Source organism: Micromonospora sp. NPDC048986 (assembly GCF_040649335.1).
Classification (GTDB): domain Bacteria; phylum Actinomycetota; class Actinomycetes; order Mycobacteriales; family Micromonosporaceae; genus Micromonospora; species Micromonospora alfalfae.
Map to the genome: position 1 here is coordinate 37,007 of NZ_JBEZFJ010000001.1, position 20,476 is coordinate 57,482.

Consider the following 20,476-nt stretch of genomic DNA (forward strand, 5'->3'; position numbering starts at 1 on the left):
CCACCGCGTTCACCACACAGATCCAATGATCATCCGACGCGGGCCGCGAGCGGACCGGCCGGAACGCGTCACCGGCGGCGGTCCAGCAACAGGACGTCCACTGTCGAGCCGGCCGCGGCCGTGGTGACCCGCTCGCCGAGCACCAGCAGCCCGTTGGCCTCGGCCAATCCGGAGAGGGTGAACGGCCCGCCGCTGAGCGGCTGGACCGTGTACCCACCGCCGCGTCGCTCGGCGACGTGCGCCGGCCGGAACTCGCGCAACCCGGTCGGCGACGACACGGTCTCCAGCAGGTGTGCCCGCACACTGGGGCGGAACACCGGCTCGGCGCCGGCGAGCAGTTGGATGGCGGGGCGGGCCAGCACCTCGAAGCCGATCAACGCAGCACCCGGGTCGCCGGGCAGGCAGACCACCGGCACCTCCTCGGCGCCGACAGTGCCGAACCCGAGCGCGGTGCCGGGATAGAGCGCCACGTCGGTGAAGGTGACCGGCCCGGCGCGACCGCCCTCGCGGCGGGAGAGGATCCGACGCACCATGTCTCCGGGGCCGGTGCCGGTGCCCCCGGTCGTGATGATCAGATCGGCACGCAGCGTCTGGTCCTCCAGCAGCCCGCGCAACCCCTCCGGGTCGTCGTCGCAGATTCCCACCCGGTACGCCAGCGCGCCCACCTCGGCCGCCGCGGCGGTCAGCGCGTGCGAGTTCGCGTCCACCACCTGGCCGGGCTGGCTGCCCCGGCCCACGTCGACGAGTTCGTCACCGGTGGCCACGATGACCACCCGTGGACTGGGCCGGACCACCACGTGCCCGATGCCGGTCGCCGCGAAGACGGCGACCAGGGCCGGGGACACGTAGGTGCCGGCCCGAGCGAGCAGGGTGCCGGCGGGCAGTTCCTCACCCGCTCGGCGTACCCCGTACCCCCGTTTGGGGGTGCGGAAGATCTCCACGGCGGCCATGCCCTGGTCGGTCCACTCCACCGGGACCACGACGTCAGCGGCGACCGGCAGCGGAGCCCCGGCGGCCACCGAGAAGCACGAGCCGGGGGTGAGCCGGACCGGCCGCCAGCTCGCGGCGCCGAGGTCGCCGACCACGTTGAGCCGGATGGTGCGGCCGCCGGGCGTACCGGAGGGGGCCGGGACGTAGCTCGGCCCCCGACCCCCTCCGGAAATGTCCTCCCAGCGCGCGGCGTAGCCATCCACTGCCGCCTGGTCGAAGGCCGGGAAGGCGTGCGGCGCGACGACGTCCTCGGCGAGGACGTTGCCGTGCGCCTGGGTGAGGTCGAGGTCGAGTGGCGGCAGCGCGCGCAACCTGCGCAGCACGCTGCCCAGGTAGTCGGCGAGCGGCGTCAACTCGTTCGCGGCCGCCTCGGCGTCGGCCGTCGCGGTCATGTACCAGATCCGCCTGCCGCGTCGGCCTTGACGAAGTCGGCGAGCCAGGACCGGAACTCGGTGCCCAGGTCCTCGCGCTCGGCGGCGATCTGCACCACCGTCTGGAGGTACCCCAGCGGCATGCCGGTGTCGTAGCGGGTGCCCCGGTAGACGATCGCGTGCACCGGGATGCCCTCGGTACGCAGCAGCTCCATCGCGTCGGTCAGCTGGATCTCGCCGCCGCTGCCCGGCTTGGTCCGCCGGATCGCGTCGAAGATCCTGCCCGGCAACACGTAGCGGCCGAGCACCGCGAGGTTGCTCGGGGCGTCCTCGGGCTGCGGCTTCTCCACCATCCCGGTCACCTTGACCACCTCGCCGATGTCGGTCAGCTCCGACTCGGCCGGCTCGACGGAGGCGATCCCGTACCGCTTGGTCTCGGCCGGGTCGACCTCGAAGAAGGCGAGCACCACACCGCCGGTGCGGGCCTGCAACTCGATCATCGCCGGCAGCAGCGGCTCCGACGGCTTGACGAACTCGTCGCCGAGCAGCACCGCGAAGGGCTGGTCCCCGACGTGCGACTCGGCGTACCCGATGGCGTGGCCGAGACCGAGCTGCTCGGGCTGCCGCACTGTGTAGATCTCGGCCAGCTCGCTGGGCCGCCGCACGGCGGCCAACCGCTCGGAGTCGCCCTTCTCCTCCAACCTGGCCTCCAGGTCCGGGCGACGGTCGAAGTGGTCCACCATCGACGTCTTACCCCGCCCGGTGATCAGCAACACGTCACCGATGCCAGCCTGCGTGGCCTCCTCGACGATGTACTGCAACACCGGCCGATCCACCACCGGCAGCAGTTCCTTGGGCACCGCCTTGGTGGCCGGCAGGAACCGGGTGGCCAGTCCGGCGGCCGGGATGACGGCCTTGACCGCCAGGGGACGGAAGGTTGCGGCGACCGTCGATGAGGGGTTCGCTGAGTGCTCCGACATGCCGCGAGACTATCGGCCACGGCTCTGCCGCGGCGGGTGTGGCCCAGAAGACGCGCCGCCACCCGGCCCCGGCCGGGCCCCGTCCGGGCCGGCCCGCGCCGCGCCCGTCGCGCTGTCCGGCGTGTCGTCGGCCGAATCGGGTTGGGCGTGCGCCGGGCCGGCCAGCGATGATTCCGGTACGCCCACCGCCGGGTCGGACCGGGCGGGCCCGCCCGGCTCCCGGTTGGCCTGCACCGGCTGGCCGGCACGCGGCAGCCCATCGGTTGGGCTCACCGCACACGCGAGCACCGGAATCTCCCGGGTCGGCAGATCCGAGCGAACCTCGGCGACCCGGTACGTGTCGCGGCCCGCCGCCTTGGCCGCGTAGAGCGCGTCGTCGGCGGCCTCCAGCACCTCCCGCCCGGTGCTGCCGTGGTCCGGGAAGACGGCGATGCCCACCGACACGGTCACCAGGACCGGCCCGGCGTACGCCTCGATGGCGATGGGCGTGTCGCGCACCGCCGCGCCGAGCCGCTCGGCCACGATCGCCGCGCCCCGCGCGTCGGTCTCCGGCAGCAGCAGCACGAACTCCTCACCACCCTGGCGGAAGGCCAGATCGACCTCGCGGATCTCCCCGCGCACCCGACGGGCGAACTCGGCCAGGACGGTGTCCCCGGCGGCGTGCCCGTAGGTGTCGTTGACGTCCTTGAACCGGTCCAGGTCCAACGCGAGGACGCTGAGCATCCGCCCGAAGCGGCTGGCCCGTTCCACCTCCCGCCGGATCGACTCGCGCAGGTAGCGGTAGTTCCACAGCCCGGTGAGCGGGTCGGTGAGGGAGAGCCGCTGCGCCTCCTCGTGCACCCGGACGTTGTCCACCGCCACTGCCGCGTGACCAGCGAAGGTGCGCAGGGTGGCCAGGTCGTCGTCGTCGAACTCGTCGGCGCCCAGCCGGTCGTAGAGGGCCAGCACACCGAGCGCGACCGCAGCGCCCGCCTCGTCGACCGGGCCGGAGGGTGCGGCGAGGGTGACAGTGGCACCGCCGGCCGGCGCGGCGAACGGCACCGCGACGTAGGTGCGACAGCGTGGCTCACCTGTTGTCGCCTCGGCCGTCTCCGCCCTGCCCCGCTGCGGTTCCCCGGTGGCGGCGACCTCACCGATCACGCCGACGCCGACCGGCACCCGCAGCGTCTGCGACCCGTCCGCCTCCTCGGCCGGCCAGCGCCCGTCCAACCCCTCGGTGCACTGCGCGACGAGCACCCCGCCGGTCTCCACCAGCAGCACGGCGCCGGCCCGCGCGCCGGTCGCCCCGATGGCACTGCGCAGGATCACCCGCAGGATGCGTTGCAGGTCGTGCGTGCTGGCCAGGGTGTCGCCGAGCACCGCGAGGTGCCCGCGCAGCTGATCCCGGTTGCTGGTCAACGCCGCGACGTAGGCGCCGGTCTCCCGGGTCATCCGGTTGAACGCGGCGGCCAACCTGCCCAACTCGTCACTGCTGCGTACCGGCACCCGGGCGGTCAGGTCGCCCTGGGCCACCCGGTCGACAGCGCCGGCCAGCTCCGCCAACGGCCGGGTGGTCACCCGGGCCAGCCGCCAGGCGGTCAGCACCGCGAGCAGCCCGGCCAGCACGACCACCCCGACCAGCGTGGCGTGCAGCCCCGGTGGCCGTTCACTGGGCACGGAGAGCACCAGTGGCAGCGGCTGCGCGTCGGAGGGCGCGAGCCTGCGCACGTACCGGCCATCGTTGGTCTCGGTGACCTGCTCGCCCCGTACGCCGACGGCGGCGGCCAGCACCGCGTCGCGGACGTCACGGGACTCGGTCGTGTGGGTGACCCGCGCGGCGCTCGCCCCGCTGTCGAGCAGTGTGACCGCCACCCCGGTCACCGCCGCCAGTCGGGCCACGAAGTCCGGGTCGACCAGTTGCGCGGCGGTCACAGTGCCGAGCCGGGCGCCGGCGCGATCGTGCAGGTCGACCTGGGCGGCCAACGCACGGACCGGGCCGGCCGAGCCTGGGTTCGAGCTCCCGTTCGTGCCCTCGGCCGAGCCGGCGCAGTCCTGCCAGGGGGTCGACGGAGCGCCTGGCGACAGGTAGGTGATCTGGCCGGCCACATCGGTGACCAGCACCGCGGCGGCCAGTCCCCGGCCGACCAGTTGCGCGGCGGCGACGGCCGGATCGGCGGTGAGCGCCACCGCGTCGGCGGTGGCGCGTAGCTGCTGGCAGAGTGCGTCGAGCGAGGTACGAACGGTGGACGCCGCCACCGCCAGGCGCTCGGTGGAGCGGCTGCGGTCGACCGTTGCGACGGTGGAGGCGACGAAGAGCGCGCCGAGCAGGACCGGCCCGAGCACCACCACGAGGAAGGCTGCGGTCAACCGCCCGCGTAGCGTCACTCGGTCCCCCCGGAAGTTCCGCCTCCGTTGCTTGCGATGCTGACACAGTGCAACCGTGGGAGAGGCGTTGCGTCAGGAGTGTTGCGTGCCGGAATTTTCTGATGAAGCGGAAGTGACCCGGCTGGCGAAGCGGGAGACCCGGGTCGAGCTGCTCGCTCGCCGCCGGTCACTGCCCGCCGAGACCCGGGCAGCCGCCGCCGGGCGCGTGCAGGCCGAGCTGGTCGCCCTGGTACGCCGGCTGCGCCCACACCGGATGACGGCGTACGTGCCGGTCGGCTCCGAACCGGGCGGCGCCGATCTGCCCAAGGTGCTGCGGGCGGCCCTGCCGGCGGACGCCGAGTTGCTGCTGCCGGTGCTCCTCGCCGACCTGGATCTGGACTGGGCGGCGTATACCGGTCCCGATGCCTTGATCGCGGCGGGACGGGGTATCCGAGAACCAGTCGGTGCCCGTCTCGGGGTGACCGCCGTGGCGCACGCGGAACTGGTGGTCGTACCGGCTCTCGCTGTCGACCACCACGGTCGGCGGCTCGGGCGCGGCGGCGGCTCGTACGACCGTGCACTCGCCCGGGTACCCGCGGCGACCCTGACGGTGGTGCCGCTGCACGACGGTGAGCTGGTCGAGGCGCTGCCGGCAGAGCCCCACGACCGTCGGGTGCGCGCGGTGGTCACTCCCGCCGACGGGGTGCGTACGCTTGACGACGGCCCGGGTGCGGCGCACGGTGTCGCGCCCCACACGTCTGCTGGACGAACCCGGGGCGAATGACGCACCATTGGCACTCGAATACGTCGAGTGCCAACTGGCTGAGCCCAGATCCGGAGGAGAACGTGCCCACGTACCAGTACGCCTGCACCACGTGCGGTCAGCAGCTCGAGGCGGTGCAGTCCTTCTCTGACGAGCCGTTGACCGAGTGCCCGGCGTGTCAGGGGCGGCTGCGCAAGGTCTTCAACTCGGTCGGCATCGTCTTCAAGGGTTCGGGCTTCTACCGCACCGACTCCCGGGCGTCCGGTTCCGAGACGACAGCAGGCGGCACTGCCACCAAGCCGGCGAAGTCCGAGTCGTCCTCCGGTGACAGCTCCTCGTCCTCTTCGGGGTCCTCGTCTTCCTCGGGGTCGTCCTCGTCCGGGTCGTCCTCGGGCTCGTCGTCCTCCTCGGGGTCGTCTTCCGGGTCGTCCTCGGGTGGATCGGGCGGCGGCAAGGCACCGGCGGCAAGCTCCGCGTCCTGATCGTCGAAGGCCCGACACCCACCGGGTCGGGCCTCGACACCCACCCACGGCATCGGGCCTCGATCAACTCGGGTTTCCGGAAGTCGGCCCATCCCGGTCGACTCGTTAGGCCGATGTCCTTGATCGCGAGTCGATCAGGGTTGGTGCCATAACAAATCGACCCGCCGGATGGGCGTTTTCCACAGGCCGGGCGGTTGTCCACAGGCGTCCGCCGTGGGTCGGCCGAGGCGGCGGGAACTGCCTAGCCTGCCGTCCATGGGTGCCACTGCGGCGCTCGGGGGACGGGAGGCGGCAGACGCAATGGTCGATCCGGATTCGTCGCGGGCGTTGCGCCCGCTGCGCAAGTTCACCCGGCACCGCACGGACGGCTTCCGAACCGACGTCATGAGGGTCTGGTCGAGCCGGCGGGGTCAGTCAGTCCCAGTGCGGGGGGCGTTCGGCGAGCAGCCAGTCGTCGTTGCCGCCCGGCCGCTCTCCCCACCCACGGTCGGTGTCGTCGGAGGTCTGCTCGGGCAGCACCACGAAGTCTTCGCTCAGGTCGACGGCGCGGTCGTCGTCTCCACGTGCGCCGTGCGTGCCGGGGTCCTCGGTGCTCACGAGCGGCAAGACTAGCGCAGCCGACGACCGCGGACCGGACCGCAAACCGAGGGCACGCCGACCAGAACCGACCGGACCGCCGCCCGAGGGCACGCCGGGCAGAACCGACCGGGCCGCCGGTGGCGTTGGTAGCGTCGGACGGCGTGACGACCCCCAGCGGTGGCAGCACCCCGGACGACTACTGGCGACGGCCCGACACCGGTGACGATGCGGTGGCGGACCAGCCTCCCGCCGCGCCCGCCACCACACCACCGACCGGACCGACCAACCCTCAGCGGAGCGAGCAGGCCGGCGCAGCATCGACGGGGCACACTCCCAGCGGAGAAGCAGGCCTGCTGCCGCCCGGGCCAGCGCCGACGGGGGGCACTGCCAGCGGATACTCCGGCCCGCCGCCGAGCGTGCCGCCGCCGGCGGGTTGGCGTCCACCCGTACACCTGCAACCGGCGCCGCCGCGACAGCTACCACCGCAGGACATGGCCGACCTGGACGCGGCCGAACAGCGCTCGCAGCGGGTCACCTACGGCTTCGGCGCCGCGGCCGGCGTGGTGCTGCTGGTACTGCTCTGTCTGCTCTGCTCGCGAGTCATCTTCTGATGCCACCCCCGGGCATCAGCAGCGAGCAGCAGCTCAGAGGGTGGTGCCCCACACCGTCTCGGCACCGGAGTGGCCGGTCAGGTAGACGTAGATCAGGGCGGCGATGGAAAGCCCCACTGCCGCCACCGCCAGCACCGGGGTGACCAGCGCGGGCAGTTGCGGGACCCGGGGGTGCCCACTTGTCGCCACGAGCAGCAGGATGGCCACGATCCCGAGCGGCACCACGACGCGTAACAGGATGTCGCCGTAGCGGGAGTGCTCGAAGATCTGATCGAGGATCGGCCCCTGGAAGCCCCGAGCCACCAGCGCGTCGGTGAGTGCCTCACCCGACTTGACCGCGACGTAGGCGGTCACCGGTGCGGCCACGGCGAGGAGGCCCAGGGCCCAGTCCAGCCGGTGCCGCCAGCGCGGTAGCCCCACGTACGCGATGGCCAGCACCGCCAGCAGCGGCACGAACACGACGACGGCGTGGATTACCAGGACGTGCACCGGTAGACCCAGGATCTCCTCGAACATCGAACCCTCCAGGTGGATCATGGTCAGGGGTGGTCAGCCTATGGTCCGCCGATCGTCCCCAGGCTCTCGACCGGTGACACGCGCGCCGCGTCGATCGGGTTCATCCGTTGGGCCGTAATCCCGATCTTGCCTGGCTGTGTCGGTGGCCACCCGAAGCGGGCGACGGTTGTCGATGCGGGTCGGGCGTGTTGTCATTGGCCAATGTCCGGTGCCGAGGAGCTGCTGCGGTCGAGGGGCCTGCGTGTCACACGCCCCCGCCTCGCGGTGCTCGACGTACTGGCCGACGGCGGCCACCTGGAGGTCGACGAGATCACCCGGCGGGTGCGCGAACGCCTCGACTCGGTCTCCACCCAGGCGGTCTACGACGTGCTGGGCGCGCTGTCCCGGGCCGGGCTGTCCCGGCGGATCGAGCCGGCGGGCAGCCCTGCCCGCTACGAGGCGCGGGTGGGCGACAACCACCACCACGTGGTCTGCCGGGGCTGCGGCGAGATCGCCGACATCGACTGCGCGGTGGGCAGCGCACCGTGCCTGGAGCCGAACAGCGCGCACGGGTTCGAGGTCGACGAGGCCGAAGTGACCTTCTGGGGCCTCTGCCCGGGCTGCCGGGCCCGCCGCTCCGCCGACGTCTGATCATCGGCACCGGCGGCACGTGACCGGCGAGGTCGGCCCGACCGTGGCACTCTTGTGCGGTGGACTCCGATGACCTCGGCCTTTTCGGTCCGGGTTCGGTCACGTGGAAGGTGCACGAGGAGCCGATCCTGATCGTCGCCGGCCTGCGCTCGCTCTACCTCCAGGCGTTGCACCCCCGGGCCATGGCCGGGGTCGCGCAGAACAGCAACTACCGCACCGACGCCTGGGGTCGGCTGGTCCGCACAGCGACCTACGTGGCGACCACCGTCTACGGGACCACCGCCGAGGCTGAGGCCGCCGGGGCCCGGCTGCGCCGCCTGCACGACCGGCTGCGGGCCACCGACACGCTCACCGGTGAGCGGTTCCGGATCGACGAACCGGACCTGCTGCGTTGGGTGCACGTGACAGAGGTCGAGTCGTTCCTGAACACGGCCCGACGCGCCGGACTGCCGCTGAGCGACGACGAGGTGGACGGCTACTACACCGAGCAGCGCCGCGCCGCCGCCCTGGTCGGCCTGGACCCGGCCACCGTCCCTGAGACCGCCGCCGAGGTCGCGGACTACTACGAGACCGTACGGCCACAGTTGCGGATGACCCGGGAGGCCGCCGAGACGGCGGTGTTCCTCACCGCCCCGCCGCTGCCGTGGAAGCTCAGCCTGCCGGTCCGGTTGGGGCTCACGCTGGGCCCGCCACGCTGGGCGTACCTGGGGATCGCCAGCACCGCGTTCGCGCTGCTTCCGGCGTGGGCACACCGGATGTACGGAGGTCTCGGTCTACCGACCACAGCGCTGTCGGCGGATCTGACCGTGCGCGCGCTGCGGCTCGCGTTCGCCGCCGTCCCCCGCCGCTACCTGGAGGGGCCGTTGATCCAGGCGGCCAAGGAGCGGGCCGCGCGGCACGCCGCCGCCTCGTTGGCCGGCTGATCCGACCCTCGGTAGGTGAATCAGCCGTCGGCGGGCCGGTCCATGGCCGCCCACGGTTCCTTGCCCGGGACCTGTGCGCCCGTCGGGCAGTGCCGCCGGAAGTCGCACCAGCCACAGCGCGGGCTGGGCGCCACCGGGAAGGCCTCGTCCGCGTCGGCGCCGTCGGCGACTGCCCGCTCGGCGGCCATGATGTCGCGGGCTGTCTCTTCCGCGCGGGTCAGTTGTCGGGCCAGCGACTCGACCGTGTGGTCGTGGCCGGCGACAGTGCCGGTCGGCAGGTGGTGCAGCTCCACCCGGCGGCACGGCCGACGGAACACCCGCTCCGCGGCGTACGCGTAGAGCGCCAGCGCCTGTGAGCCCCGGGCGTCGTCCGTGTCCAGCCCGGTGCGGCCGGTCTTGTAGTCGACGATGACCAGCTCCGGCCCCTCCGGACCGGGCCGCGAGTCGATCCGGTCGGCACGACCGTTGAACGCCAGCACGGCGGTCTTGACCGCCACCACCCGCTCCACGCCGAGCGGGTCGGAATCAGGCTCCAGCGTCTCGACGTACGCCTCAAGCCATCCCAACGCCCGCCGGTAGGCGGCCCGCTCCTGCTCGTCGTCGCGGTAACCCTCGCGGACCCAGGTGCCCTTGAGCAGGGTGGACAGCACTTCGGGACGCCGCCGGTCGGCGGGCAACGCATACCAGTTCTTCAGTGCGGTGTGGACGCTGGCGCCGAGCGAGTTGTGCGCCCACGGCGGGCCCTTGGGCGGGGCGGGCCTGTCGACGTAGGAGTAGCGGTAGCGACGCGGGCAGTCCGCGTAGGCGCCGAGCTTGCTCGGGGTGCAGACGAACAGCCGCTCCGGCATGCCCTCGAAGCCGAGTTGCTCGGCGTCGCCGGCGCGCTGCCGCGGGGCCCGGCCGCCGGCGGCGGGCCGCCCCGCTGATGAGGATCGTCGCACGCCTGAGATCCTGCCATCCACCTCCGACACCGTGCGCGTGCCGTCAGGCCATGTTCACGTACTGCGTGACGAAGGCAGCCACCGCGTCGGCGATGAGCTGCACGGCGATCGCGGCCAGCAGCAGGCCGGCGATCCGGGTCAGCACCTCGATCCCGCCCGGCCGGAGGATCTTCACGATGCCGCCGGAGAAGCGCAGGACGATCCAGACGGCGACCATCACGGCGAGGATCGCCACGGCGATGGCGCTGAACTCTCCCAGCCCGTCGGCCTGCTGGACGAAGAGCATGGTGGCCACGATGGCGCCCGGGCCGGCCAGCAACGGCGTGCCCAGCGGCACCAGCGCGATGTTGGAGGTGACCTGCTGGCTCGGGTCGTCGGCCTTGCCGGTCAGCAGCTCCAGGGCGACGAGCACGAGCAGCAGTCCACCGGCCGCCTGCAACGCCGGCAGGTCCACGTGCAGGTAGTCGAGCAGGGTCTGCCCCGCCACCGCGAAGATCACGATGACGCCGAGGGCCAACGCGACGGCCTGCCAGGCTGCCCGGTTGCGGTCGCGGGCGGGCAGCGGGCCGGTCAGCGCCAGGAAGATCGGCATCATGCCCGGCGGGTCGGTGATCACCAGCAGGGTCACGAAAACCTCGCCGAACAGCTTCAGATCCACGTGATCAACCTAGCCGCGCCGGGATGGGCGAAATACCCGGATCAGCCCGAAGCGACCTCGGTCACCCCATCGGCGACGATCCGCTCGTACGCCTCGACGCTGGTGCTGAACGCGCCGAGTTGGACCGTCTTGTGGGTGCCGTGAAAGTCCGAGGAGCCGGTGACGAGCAGACCCAGCTCGGCGGCGAGCGCCCGGACGTGTTCCCGCTCGGCCGGGCTGTGGTCCTCGTGGTCGGCTTCGAGCCCGGCGAGCCCGACGGCGGCCAGCTCGGCGATCAGCTCGTCGGGCACCACCCGGCCGCGTCGGGTGGCTCGCGGGTGGGCGAAGACCGGCACGCCTCCGGCCGCCCGGACCAGCCGAACCGCCCGGAACACGTCGATGTCCTCCTTGGGCAGCCGGTACCGCTCGCCCAGCCAGTCCGGACCGAACGCCTCCCGGACGCTGCCGACCAGGCCGGCGCGGATGAGCGCCTGCGCGATGTGCGGGCGTCCCACCGTGCCGCCACCCGCGCCGGCCAGGATGTCCGGCCAGTTCACGTCGATGCCGTCGGCCCGCAGGAGGCCGACCATTCGTTCGCCACGCTCTTCCCGGGCGGCCCGGACCCGCGCCAGCTCGGCCACCAGCTCCGGGTGGCCCGGATCGAACAGGTACGCGAGCAGGTGCAGCGGCACCGCCGGCTGCGAACCGGACCAGCGACACGACAACTCCGCACCCCGGATCAGACGCAGACCTGGCGGCAGCGCCCCCACTGCCGGCGCCCAGCCGGCAGTGGTGTCGTGGTCGGTGATCGCCAGCACGTCCAGCCCGGCGTCGAAGGCCGCGCCGACCAGCTCGGCCGGGGTCAGTGTGCCGTCGCTGGCCGTCGAGTGGGCGTGCAGGTCGATCCGGGGGTCGGGGCCGGTACGCGAGGTCACCGCCCGACGTTACCGAGGAAACGGTGAGTCCGGTTCACATGGGTCACCAGGGGTCAGAAGCCGTCCACCAGGATCGGCCGCTCTCCGGCCGGCACGTCGGGCACCGCAGCGGGGCTGGCGGGCTTTCCCGCCCGCGCCTGAGCGACGTCGACCCGGACCAGCTCGCCGGTGCCGTCGAGGTAGGAGGCCTTGGTCTCGTCGCTCCACACGATCGCCCCAGTCATCGGCGGCCCGGCCGCAACGGCTGTCGCACCCGGCCCGAGCCGGTGAAGGTCGACCAGCAGGGACCGGCCGGCAGTGCCGCTCCCCCCGTTGACCAGCAGCCACCGCCCGTCCGGCGAAACCGCGCCGACGCCGTCCTGGCTCAGGTCCGGGCCGCAGCCGCTGCGGACCGGGTCCAGGTGACGTGTCGGGGTGAGGATGGCGAGGCAGGTCCGGCCCGGATCGGTTGTGGTGACCTGGCCGACGAGCCGCCCGTCGGGCAGCCGCCCGTAGACGTTGAGGCTCTTGCGGTCGAGGGCGTCGGGCAACGGCCCCGCACCGGGCCGCCAGAGCGTGTGACCGGCGCCGGCCCTGTCGAGCCGGACCAGCACGCTGTCACCGACGAACCGGACGGGCTCCGCCGCCGCCGGCACCGGGGTGCGCACCGACCCGATGAGTTGGGTGCCGACCACGCCCGCCATCAGGAGATCGTCTCCGTCGCGCCAGGCGACCTGGAGGCTGTCCGGGGCCAGGACGATCGCGCCGGCACCGGCCAGCAGCACCTGGACCAGCCCGTCGTCCTGCACCACCCAGAGGGAGCGTCCTGCGGTGCTCGGCGCGCCGACCACCAGCCAACCGCCGCCGCTGGGCAGCCGCTGGACGCGTTCGGCCGGCCCTACGTCGGGCAGCGCCAGCCGACGCCCGTCGGCGCTGACCAGCGTCTCGCCGACGAGAGGAGAGGTCGACGTCGTGGGCGAGGGGGCGGGGCCGGGAATGCCGGCCGTCGGGAGCGGTCGGTTGGTCGGGTCCGGGTCGCCGATCACGACGATGGGTGAGCCGTCCCGCCTGGTCTCGGCACCGAGCTGGGCCATGCCGGCGCTGAGCAGCACCGTGGTGACCGCCGCGAGGGCGAGGCCGGCGACGGTGCGTCGACGCCGGATCCGGTTCGCGCGACGGATGGCCTGGCCGGCCGGATCGACGCTCAGTGGGCGGACAAGGGCGACCTGGTGCGAGAGTGTCTCCCGCACCGCCCCTTCCAGCTCGTCAGGCCGCACCTGGTATGAACGCTGCGGGCCGTCCGTCAGGTTGTCGCGTCGGCCTGGGAACTGACTCACTGCTGTTCCCCGGAGCCCGTGCCGACGGGCACGGCCGCCGGGGCGGTGGGCAGGACGACCTGCGGGTTGATGGCACGCGGCACGGCGGGGCGCGGGGCGGTCGGTCGGGGCACGGGTGAGGCGCCCGCCCGTCCGGGACGGGGTGTGGCAGCGGCACCGGTGGCCGGGACTCGTCCGGTCCGGGAACCCGAGCTCGTCGTCCGGCCGTTGGCACCGGTCGAGGCCCCTGCACCGGCGCCAGCGGCAGGCCGGCCGGCGATGCCGGCGGCGGCTGCCAGCTCCGGGGCGTCCGCGCCCAGTCGCCGACGCAGCGTGGCGAGCGCCCGGGATGCCTGGCTCTTCACAGTGCCCGGCGAAATGTCGAGCATCGCGGCGGTCTGCGCCTCCGACATGTCCTCGTAGTAGCGCAGCACCAGCACTGCCCGCTGCCGGTTGGGCAACTCCCGGAGATGCCGCCAGAGCAGGTCACGGTCAAGTTGCTGCTCGATCTCGTCGACGCCGGCCCGCTCGGGCAGGACCTCGGTCGGGCGTTCGCCGTGCCAGCGCCGCCGCCACCAACTTGTCGACGTGTTGACCATCACACGCCGGGCGTACGGCTCGACCGCCTCGATCCCGCCGAGCCGCTTCCACGCGAGGTAGGTCTTGGTCAGCGCCGTCTGGAGCAGGTCCTCGGCCGTGGCCCAGTCGCCGGTGAGCAGATAAGCGGTGCGTAGGAGCGCGGCGGAGCGGGCCGCGACGAACTCGCGGAACTGCTCCTCCAACGAGTCCTTGCTCGTCACCGCCCACCTCCACACCCCTGCCGTCCTGGCAGAGTGCCACGTCAGGGGCGCTCTGGTCCATGACGAAAGGTGCGCACTTGCTCCGATGTTCGGTCGAAAACCTTCACGCCCCGTCGTCGGCCTTGGCCTCGTCGGCCTCCTTGCCGAGCCGCGCCTCGACGGCCTGCGGCTCGTACATCTCCTCGACGACGCGCAGGTAGAGCTCGTTCGGGTTGGGCAGGTTCTTGATCTCGCGAAGCGCCTGCTCCTGGCCGGCGGACTCCAGCACGAAGGTGCCGTAGTTGAGCGCTCGACCGGTCGGGGTCTGCTCGTACTTCATGTCGGTGACCCGGACCAGCGGCATCATCGCCACCTTGCGGGTGACGATGCCGTTGACCACCATGACCCGCTTGTTGGTCAGGATGAACCGGTCATACCACCAGTCGGCGACTTTCCACGCCACCCAGCCCATCACCGCGAACCACAGCAGCACGGCGATGGTGGTCAACGCGCCGACGTCCTGGCCGGCGAGGAAGCCGGAGAGGTAGCCGAGCACGAAGGTCGCCGCGACGCCGATCAACAGCGGGTTGGTGAGGTGGATCCAGTGTCGCTTCCACTCGCCCCGGTAGCGCTCGGTGGGGAAGAGGTAGCGAGCCACCAGCGAACTGGGCTCGTCTTCCAGGGGCAGCACCCGTCGAGGGGTCGCGCCGGTCGCGTCGGCACGCAACCCGGCCAGCTCGTCCTCGGAGATCTGCGGCGGCTGGTAGCTGGCCTCCGGATCACGGATCCACCCCCGACCGGACCGACCCTGGCCGGCATAGCCGGGCCCGTCGCCATAGCCGACGTCGTCCGAAAGGGACGGACCGTCGGACAGGCCGGGACCGGCCCCGTAGCCCGGGCCGTCGTCAGGCCCGATCCGCGGGATCGGCTCGGTGTCGCGCTCGCGGCGTTCCCGGTCGGGGTCGTCCGGGTCGAAGGGTGGACCGGAGGGGCTGCCCATCGGCGGTTAGGCGACGAGGCTGGTGAAGAAGTCGCCAAACCCCTGGGCGATATCCATGATCCCGCCGCCGAGCGACTTGAACACGTCCGCCGCAGAGTTTGGCCGATAGGCGACGAAGAAGATCAAGAATGCGATTCCGGCCCAGGTGAGGACCTTCTTGACCATGGCGGGCCATCCTCTCGCGCGGCGCCGGGTCCCATTACCGCAGCGGCACCCAGAGTATCAGTGTGGTGTCGTACAGTGAATATCTGCGTCCGTTCTCCGTCAATCCGGAAGAGTTGTCAAGCTCTACCGGGTAGATACGGGGACGGTGCGCCGTACACGAGCTCGGGCGGAGTCCACTCGGTCAGGTCGTGTAGCACGACATCTTCCGCGAGCAGGTGACCCGCACTCGCCGGCCAGGCTATCGCATGGAGCCACATTCCCCGAGCTTCGCCGGCGTACGCGCTTCGATCCGTTGGTGAATTCACCAACCACAGTGGAGTGGGGTGCCCGCCGACCTTGATTTTCGCCTGTCCGACGTGGTCAGGGTGACCCGACCCCGGGTCGGTCAACGCGTCCACCAACTCCGGTCCCGGATCCGGGCCGGCCAGACCGGCGAGCCGGGTGCCCAGGCCGACACCGGGTTCCTCGGCCACGAAGACCAGATCGGCTGGACCACCACCGAGGGGCGCGGGACCCGCGCAGGCCACCACAGTCGCCCGCACGCCCGTCCGGTCGTCCCCGGCGTACGCCACGCCGGTGAGTGTCCAACCGGGTGGCAGCGGCCACGGGCACCACAACGGTGTCACCGGTGGATCGCCGGTCGCGGTGATCCGTTCCACCACGCTCGCCACGATGTCCGCTCCGATGTGCTCGGGCACGTGCAACGGCGGCACCGGGCCACAGCGCACACACCTGGAGTCGGTGTTCATCAGATCCGGCGCCCGTACCGGGCCCCCGCATCTCGGACAACTCACCGCGACACTCACATCCCCACCGTCTCCCCGGACCGGCGGCACGTCAAGCCGGAACGTCCGATTCGGCACCGTACGTGGGTCAGTCCGGTGGCGTACCGGCGTGCGCGCGGATCCAGGCGTGCATGGCGATTCCGCTGGCCACGCCCGCGTTGATCGACCTCGTCGAGCCGTACTGGGCGATGGAGTAGAGCCGGTCGCAGGCGGCACGGGCCGGCGCGGAGAGGCCGGGGCCCTCCTGGCCGAACAGCAGCACACATTCCCGCGGCAGGGTGCCGGTCTCCAGCGGACGTGATCCGGGCAGGTTGTCGATGCCGAACACCGGCAACTGCCGCTCGACCGCCCAGGAGACGAACTCCTCGATCGTCTCGTGGTGCCGTACGTGCTGGTACCGATCGGTCACCATCGCGCCGCGCCGGTTCCACCGTCGCCGTCCGACGATGTGCACCTCGGCGGCGTTGAACGCGTTGGCGTTGCGCACCACGGTGCCGATGTTGAAGTCGTGCTGCCAGTTCTCGATCGCGACGTGGAAGCCGTGCCGGTGCCGGTCCAGGTCGGCGACGATCGCCTCGTGCCGCCAGTAGCGGTAGCGGTCGACGACGTTGCGCCGGTCCCCCTCCGCCAGCAGTTGCGGGTCGTAACGGCTGTCGTCGGGTGGGTCCCCCGGCCAGGGGCCCACGCCCACCTCAAGCTGGTCGTCGGTCACGGTCATCAGAGGGTACGGACCGCGTCGGCGCCCGTCGCGGAGACCTGCCGGTCAGCCCAGGTCGAGGGCGGCACCGAGCCGGTCCAGGAAACGCCGGTCCGCTGGGCTGGCCGGTGGGTCGACCCGGCGCGCGCCGGTGCCGGGCACCGCGCGACAGACCCGGGCCGCCACCGACTGCACCCACTGGCGGTACGCGGCCGAGTCGGCGGGGTCGGCCCGCCGCCGGAGGACCCGGCTCGCTGCCCGGCAGGCGGCCAGCAGGTCCACCAGGTCGGTGAGCCGCTCGGCGGGTTGCGGGGTGCCGTCGTGGCGGGCGTAGATCGTGGCGACCACAGCGCGGACCAGATCGCTGTCGGAGGCTCGGCCCGCGGCCACGGCGTCGAGGCCGGCCAGGCCGGCCATCACTCCACGCTCCGTCCGGCCAGGACCGGGCGCCACGGCGGCCACGAGAACCCGACCGGGCAGGCCGGTGAGCAGATCCCACTCGGCGGCGGAGTAGACGGCGGTGGTCAAGGGTGCGGCCCGGCGGCCGGCAGAGGACGGCTCTCCCGCTACGGAGTGGCTCATCGAAACCTCCGGCGTCAGCATATGCCCCACAACGGGAACAGGGCCCCTTCCCCAGCAGACCCGCGGTGGGGAAGGAGCCCGGTGTTCGTCGACGGTTGAGCCCGCCGCGACAGTCAGCGCGGCTCGGGGAAGCTGGGCCGCTCCGGGTCCACGCCGTCGGGCACCGCAGCGGCCGCGTACTCCCGCTTGGGGACCATGACCTTGCGCCGGAAGACGCAGACCATCGTGCCGTCCTGGTTGTAGCCGCGGGTCTCCACCGACACCACGCCCCGGTCGGGTTTCGAGCCGGACTCACGCTTGTCCAGCACCGTGGTCTCGCCGTAGATGGTGTCGCCGTGGAAGGTCGGCGCGACGTGCCGCAGCGACTCGACCTCCAGGTTGGCGATCGCCTTGCCACTCACATCGGGCACCGACATGCCGAGCAGCAGTGAGTAGATGTAGTTGCCGACCACGACGTTGCGCTTGAACTGGCTGGCCGTCGCGGCGTAGTGCGCGTCCATGTGCAGCGGGTGGTGGTTCATGGTGAGCAGGCAGAAGAGGTGGTCGTCGTACTCGGTGACGGTCTTGCCCGGCCAGTGCCGGTAGACCGCGCCGACCTCGAACTCCTCGTAGTAGCGACCGAACTGCATGCTGGTCCCTTCGACGGGCGGCGATGGAGTTCGGCCCAGCATGCCTTACCGATGGTTAAGGAGACCGGCGGGGCGCGGCGGCGGCGGAAATGTCACACCGGTCACTCGCCTGGGGGGAGACGCAATGAGCGGCGGGGCCCTCCCCGGCACCCGCCGCCCACGCTCTGATGTGAGGAATTCTGCCCTACGCCTGCGTAGGTTCAACAGAGATCGCGGTCACATTTATCTTTTTGTAACACTACTGTGCGTGACGAAGCGGAGGTTGATAAGCGATCTCCGCAGGCCGGATACCTCCTCGTCAAGGCCCAAGTTACCGATTCGTAGAGCTCAATCGCGTGGATCTCCCTGGAAACGCTCCCATTACCGCAGGTCACGCAAGTGCGTCATGCACTTGCGTTCCGCAGGTCGGGTGTGAACAGATGCCTGTCGATGGTCCCGGGCACCCCCCGGCAGCCCCGTGCACGTTTCGTGCCCCACCACCCGGGAATTCGATACGGTCAGCCCTGGTTCTACGGGACGTAGATAAACCGCGGTGATCGGAGAGTGCAATGGCAACCGTTGAGCTGACCTCGACGAACTTCGACGAGGTGACCGGCAACGACGGCATCGTCCTGGTCGACTTCTGGGCCGACTGGTGTGGTCCGTGCAAGCGGTTCGCCCCGGTCTACGAGCGCTCCTCGGAGAAGCACCAGAACATCGTCTTCGGCAAGGTCGACACGGAGGCTCAGCAGGAGCTGGGCGCCAAGTTCGACATTCGCTCGATCCCGACGATCATGGCGATCCGTGACGGCGTCATCGTCTTCGCCCAGCCGGGCGCCCTTCCCGAGTCCGCGCTGGAGAACCTGATCGAGCAGGTCGAGGCGCTGGACATGGACGACGTCCGCAAGCAGCTGGCCGAGCACAACCACTGAGTCGTCACCACGACGACACGCGAGGCCGGGCCCGATGCGGGCCCGGCCTTCGTCGTACCCCGCCAAGTGCCGCATGATCACCTGCCTGGTCAGGCCGGACTGGCCGTCGGAGGGACCCGAGGGCGGCGGTACATCCCGTATCGTCACGACCCGATGGAGAACCTGACCACCCGCGGGCGCGTGACCCGGCTGGGCGCTACCGCAGTGGGCCTCGCCCTGCTCGTCGTCGGCACCTTCTGGGGCGGCGACGACGACTTCCCGTTCGGCCCGTTCCGGATGTACTCCACCTCCAACCCGCCGAACGCACCTGCGCCCGACACCCGCGTCGAGGGGGTGAACAGCTCCGGGGCGGTGATCGACCTCGACCAGAACGCGACAGGCATCCGGCGCGCCGAGATCGAGGGTCAGCAGGCCCGATACGCCGCCGACCCGACGCTGCTCACCGAGGTCGCCGACGCGTACGCCGAACGCCATCCGGACGCCCCCGCGCTGGTCGAGGTCCGCATCGTCATTCGCTGGCACGGGATCCGCGCCGGCCGGCCGACCGGCAGCCACACCGACCAGACCGTCGTCCGCTGGCAGGCCACCCGATGACCCGCTGGCTGACCGAGGCAGTGCCCCGGGGGCGGGTGGCCGCCTTCCGCACCCTGGTCTACCTGTTCGTCGCCGCCGATCTGGTGGTCTTCACCCCCTGGGTACGCACCCGGGTCAGCGTTCCCGGCGACCTCTACCAGCCACTCCTGATCGGCCGCCTGCTCCCACTGCCGACGCCAACCGAGACGCTGGTGACGGTGATCTTCTGGGCGTTGCTGCTGCTCGCCCTCCTCGCCGCCACCGGACGAGCGCCCCGGCTGCTCGGCTGGGCGGTGTGCGCGCTCTACCTGGAGTGGATGATCATCGCGATGAGCTACGGAAAGGTCGACCACGACCGGTTCGGGCTGCTCGTCGCACTGGCAGTGCTGCCCACCGCCGGTCGTGCCCGACACGGCGACACCACCCGCACCGAGGCCGGTGGCTGGGCGCTACGCGTCACCCAGATCGCGGTGATCTGCACGTACTTCCTGGCCGCCTTCGCCAAGCTGCGCTTCGGCGGTCTGGACTGGCTGACCGGCTCGGTCCTGGCCCGCGCGATCATCCGGCGCGGCACCGACCTGGCGGACCTCATCGCCCAGGTGCCGTACCTGCTCATCGTCGCCCAGTTCGGCATCGTGGCGTTCGAGCTGCTGAGCCCGATGGTCTTCCTGCTGCCACAGCGCTGGCGACTCGCCATGGTCGGCTTCTTCTACTCGTTCCACGCGGTCACCATCGCGACCATCACCATCTCGTTCGCGCCGCACCTGGCCGCGATGACCAGCTTCCTACCGTTGGAGCGGGTACGCCCGTTGGTCTGGGGTCGCCGGCTCGTCAGGCGTGGCTCTCCCGAGGCGGCGACGACGGAGGAGCCGCAACCGCACCGGGCCGAGGTCGACCCGGTGGCAGCCGGCGCGGGGCCGGCGCTCGACGATCAGGCGCCGGTGGTCGGGCGACCGGCCGGCCCGTAGAGCCGCTCCCGGGCCTCCTGGGGCAGGGAGCAGGCCGCCGTGCCACCGGGAAGTCGGTGCCGGTTGCGCGCCACCCAGCGGTACAACGGCCAGGCCGCGACGCGTACCGGAGGAATCCGCAGGCCGGCGCCGGCGACCCGCCAGAGCGGACCACTCGCGGCGAGCAACTTCGCGATGGCGTCCGGGCCGGCCGCGCGTGAGCCGTCCGCGCCGACCCACTGCACTGCCTCCTCGCACTCGGCCACTGTGAGGCCGAGCGCGTCCAGGTCGGCGAACTGCCAGGGCACCACCCGGGCGGCGGTGGGGATGCGGCGCTCGATGAACTCCGCACAGCTCGTGCAGAACGCGCAGTCCCCGTCGTAGACGAAGGTCGACGTCTCCATGGCGTCCA

At 71.8% G+C, this 20,476-nt stretch carries 25 protein-coding genes and 1 pseudogene; 8 read left to right on the forward strand and 18 right to left on the reverse strand.

The genetic code is table 11. The features are described 5' to 3' along the window. Positions 1-68 precede the first annotated feature (68 nt). Genes glp through AB0B94_RS00190 form a run of 3 tightly spaced genes read right to left on the reverse strand, consistent with a single transcriptional unit; the run spans position 69 to position 4,705 of the window. A complete protein-coding gene (gene glp / locus AB0B94_RS00180; protein WP_091394702.1) occupies positions 69-1,382 on the reverse strand; it encodes a gephyrin-like molybdotransferase Glp in 1,314 nt (437 codons plus the stop codon). Beyond that, positions 1,379-2,341 (reverse strand): UTP--glucose-1-phosphate uridylyltransferase, encoded by a 963-nt coding sequence (locus tag AB0B94_RS00185; RefSeq protein WP_357266522.1) that lies wholly within the window; start codon positions 2,339-2,341, stop codon positions 1,379-1,381. Before AB0B94_RS00185 ends, glp begins: the two co-directional genes overlap by 4 nt. A 9-nt stretch (positions 2,342-2,350) precedes the next feature. After that, positions 2,351-4,705, reverse strand: a complete 2,355-nt coding sequence (locus AB0B94_RS00190) for a diguanylate cyclase (protein ID WP_357266525.1) — start codon at positions 4,703-4,705, stop codon at positions 2,351-2,353. 85 nt (positions 4,706-4,790) lie between these two features. Here AB0B94_RS00190 and AB0B94_RS00195 point away from each other — a divergent pair, with 85 nt between their 5' ends. Together AB0B94_RS00195 and AB0B94_RS00200 are read left to right on the forward strand one after the other, a co-directional pair. Then, positions 4,791-5,468, forward strand: a complete 678-nt coding sequence (locus tag AB0B94_RS00195) for a 5-formyltetrahydrofolate cyclo-ligase (protein WP_357266528.1) — start codon at positions 4,791-4,793, stop codon at positions 5,466-5,468. Then, positions 5,465-5,671: pseudogene (locus tag AB0B94_RS00200) on the forward strand (FmdB family zinc ribbon protein); the annotation flags it as partial. The gene AB0B94_RS00195 and the pseudogene AB0B94_RS00200, both read left to right, overlap by 4 nt. A 14-nt stretch (positions 5,672-5,685) precedes the next feature. Here AB0B94_RS00200 and AB0B94_RS00205 read toward each other — a convergent pair. Both AB0B94_RS00205 and AB0B94_RS00210 read right to left on the reverse strand, forming a co-directional pair. Beyond that, positions 5,686-5,982 (reverse strand): hypothetical protein, encoded by a 297-nt coding sequence (locus AB0B94_RS00205; protein ID WP_357268450.1) that lies wholly within the window; start codon positions 5,980-5,982, stop codon positions 5,686-5,688. A gap of 361 nt (positions 5,983-6,343) precedes the next feature. Continuing rightward, complete coding sequence (locus AB0B94_RS00210) at positions 6,344-6,526, reverse strand: hypothetical protein (protein WP_357266531.1); 183 nt, start codon at positions 6,524-6,526, stop codon at positions 6,344-6,346. Between the two features lie 143 nt (positions 6,527-6,669). Between AB0B94_RS00210 and AB0B94_RS00215 the strand changes: the two genes are divergently transcribed. Continuing rightward, a complete protein-coding gene (locus AB0B94_RS00215; RefSeq protein WP_357266534.1) occupies positions 6,670-7,119 on the forward strand; it encodes a hypothetical protein in 450 nt (149 codons plus the stop codon). A 33-nt stretch (positions 7,120-7,152) separates the two neighbouring features. Here AB0B94_RS00215 and AB0B94_RS00220 read toward each other — a convergent pair whose 3' ends face one another. Next, a complete protein-coding gene (locus tag AB0B94_RS00220; RefSeq protein ID WP_357268359.1) occupies positions 7,153-7,635 on the reverse strand; it encodes a DUF2231 domain-containing protein in 483 nt (160 codons plus the stop codon). Between the two features lie 201 nt (positions 7,636-7,836). On the opposite strand from AB0B94_RS00220, the gene AB0B94_RS00225 reads away from it, so the two are divergent. Together AB0B94_RS00225 and AB0B94_RS00230 are read left to right on the forward strand one after the other, a co-directional pair. Next, a complete protein-coding gene (locus tag AB0B94_RS00225) occupies positions 7,837-8,265 on the forward strand; it encodes a Fur family transcriptional regulator (protein ID WP_238671193.1) in 429 nt (142 codons plus the stop codon). 59 nt (positions 8,266-8,324) lie between these two features. Then, the gene (locus AB0B94_RS00230; RefSeq protein WP_357266537.1) at positions 8,325-9,188 is read left to right on the forward strand and encodes an oxygenase MpaB family protein; all 864 of its coding nucleotides are present in this window, start codon (positions 8,325-8,327) and stop codon (positions 9,186-9,188) included. Between the two features lie 20 nt (positions 9,189-9,208). Here AB0B94_RS00230 and AB0B94_RS00235 read toward each other — a convergent pair whose 3' ends face one another. From AB0B94_RS00235 to AB0B94_RS00285, 11 genes are all read right to left on the reverse strand, one after another. Further along, entirely contained in the window at positions 9,209-10,129 is a 921-nt protein-coding gene (locus AB0B94_RS00235) for a PD-(D/E)XK nuclease family protein (RefSeq protein WP_357266540.1), read from the reverse strand. 43 nt (positions 10,130-10,172) lie between these two features. After that, positions 10,173-10,787, reverse strand: a complete 615-nt coding sequence (locus AB0B94_RS00240; protein ID WP_091394729.1) for a MarC family protein — start codon at positions 10,785-10,787, stop codon at positions 10,173-10,175. A gap of 41 nt (positions 10,788-10,828) precedes the next feature. Continuing rightward, positions 10,829-11,701, reverse strand: coding sequence for a PHP domain-containing protein (locus AB0B94_RS00245; protein ID WP_357266543.1), 873 nt, complete (start codon positions 11,699-11,701; stop codon positions 10,829-10,831). A 53-nt stretch (positions 11,702-11,754) separates the two neighbouring features. Continuing rightward, the gene (locus AB0B94_RS00250) at positions 11,755-13,017 is read right to left on the reverse strand and encodes a hypothetical protein (protein ID WP_357266546.1); all 1,263 of its coding nucleotides are present in this window, start codon (positions 13,015-13,017) and stop codon (positions 11,755-11,757) included. Continuing rightward, positions 13,014-13,796 (reverse strand): SigE family RNA polymerase sigma factor, encoded by a 783-nt coding sequence (locus AB0B94_RS00255; RefSeq protein WP_357266549.1) that lies wholly within the window; start codon positions 13,794-13,796, stop codon positions 13,014-13,016. Before AB0B94_RS00255 ends, AB0B94_RS00250 begins: the two co-directional genes overlap by 4 nt. 103 nt (positions 13,797-13,899) lie before the next feature. Next, on the reverse strand, positions 13,900-14,775 hold the full coding sequence (locus AB0B94_RS00260; RefSeq protein WP_238646470.1) for a PH domain-containing protein: 876 nt from the start codon (positions 14,773-14,775) through the stop codon (positions 13,900-13,902). A 6-nt stretch (positions 14,776-14,781) separates the two neighbouring features. Continuing rightward, positions 14,782-14,940 (reverse strand): hypothetical protein, encoded by a 159-nt coding sequence (locus AB0B94_RS00265; RefSeq protein ID WP_007455302.1) that lies wholly within the window; start codon positions 14,938-14,940, stop codon positions 14,782-14,784. Between the two features lie 116 nt (positions 14,941-15,056). Beyond that, a complete protein-coding gene (locus AB0B94_RS00270; protein ID WP_357266553.1) occupies positions 15,057-15,803 on the reverse strand; it encodes a DUF6758 family protein in 747 nt (248 codons plus the stop codon). Between the two features lie 10 nt (positions 15,804-15,813). After that, positions 15,814-16,437 (reverse strand): RNA methyltransferase, encoded by a 624-nt coding sequence (locus AB0B94_RS00275; protein WP_357268361.1) that lies wholly within the window; start codon positions 16,435-16,437, stop codon positions 15,814-15,816. Positions 16,438-16,488: 51 nt separating this feature from the next. Then, positions 16,489-17,025: a hypothetical protein gene (locus AB0B94_RS00280; protein WP_357266556.1), complete on the reverse strand. Its 537-nt coding sequence runs from the start codon at positions 17,023-17,025 to the stop codon at positions 16,489-16,491. Positions 17,026-17,117: 92 nt separating this feature from the next. After that, a complete protein-coding gene (locus AB0B94_RS00285) occupies positions 17,118-17,633 on the reverse strand; it encodes a MaoC family dehydratase (protein WP_030486570.1) in 516 nt (171 codons plus the stop codon). 548 nt (positions 17,634-18,181) lie between these two features. Here AB0B94_RS00285 and trxA point away from each other — a divergent pair. From trxA to AB0B94_RS00300, 3 genes are all read left to right on the forward strand, one after another. Continuing rightward, positions 18,182-18,544, forward strand: a complete 363-nt coding sequence (gene trxA / locus AB0B94_RS00290; protein ID WP_007455291.1) for a thioredoxin — start codon at positions 18,182-18,184, stop codon at positions 18,542-18,544. 153 nt (positions 18,545-18,697) lie between these two features. Beyond that, positions 18,698-19,138 carry a hypothetical protein gene (locus AB0B94_RS00295; RefSeq protein ID WP_357266559.1) on the forward strand — a complete coding sequence of 147 codons (441 nt, stop codon included), beginning with the start codon at positions 18,698-18,700 and terminating at the stop codon, positions 19,136-19,138. Continuing rightward, positions 19,135-20,085, forward strand: coding sequence for an HTTM domain-containing protein (locus tag AB0B94_RS00300; RefSeq protein WP_357266562.1), 951 nt, complete (start codon positions 19,135-19,137; stop codon positions 20,083-20,085). Before AB0B94_RS00295 ends, AB0B94_RS00300 begins: the two co-directional genes overlap by 4 nt. Here the strand turns inward: AB0B94_RS00300 and AB0B94_RS00305 are convergent. Beyond that, on the reverse strand, positions 20,049-20,468 hold the full coding sequence (locus AB0B94_RS00305; RefSeq protein ID WP_109819716.1) for a DUF393 domain-containing protein: 420 nt from the start codon (positions 20,466-20,468) through the stop codon (positions 20,049-20,051). The two genes, AB0B94_RS00300 and AB0B94_RS00305, sit on opposite strands and share 37 nt — an antisense overlap. Positions 20,469-20,476 lie beyond the last annotated feature (8 nt).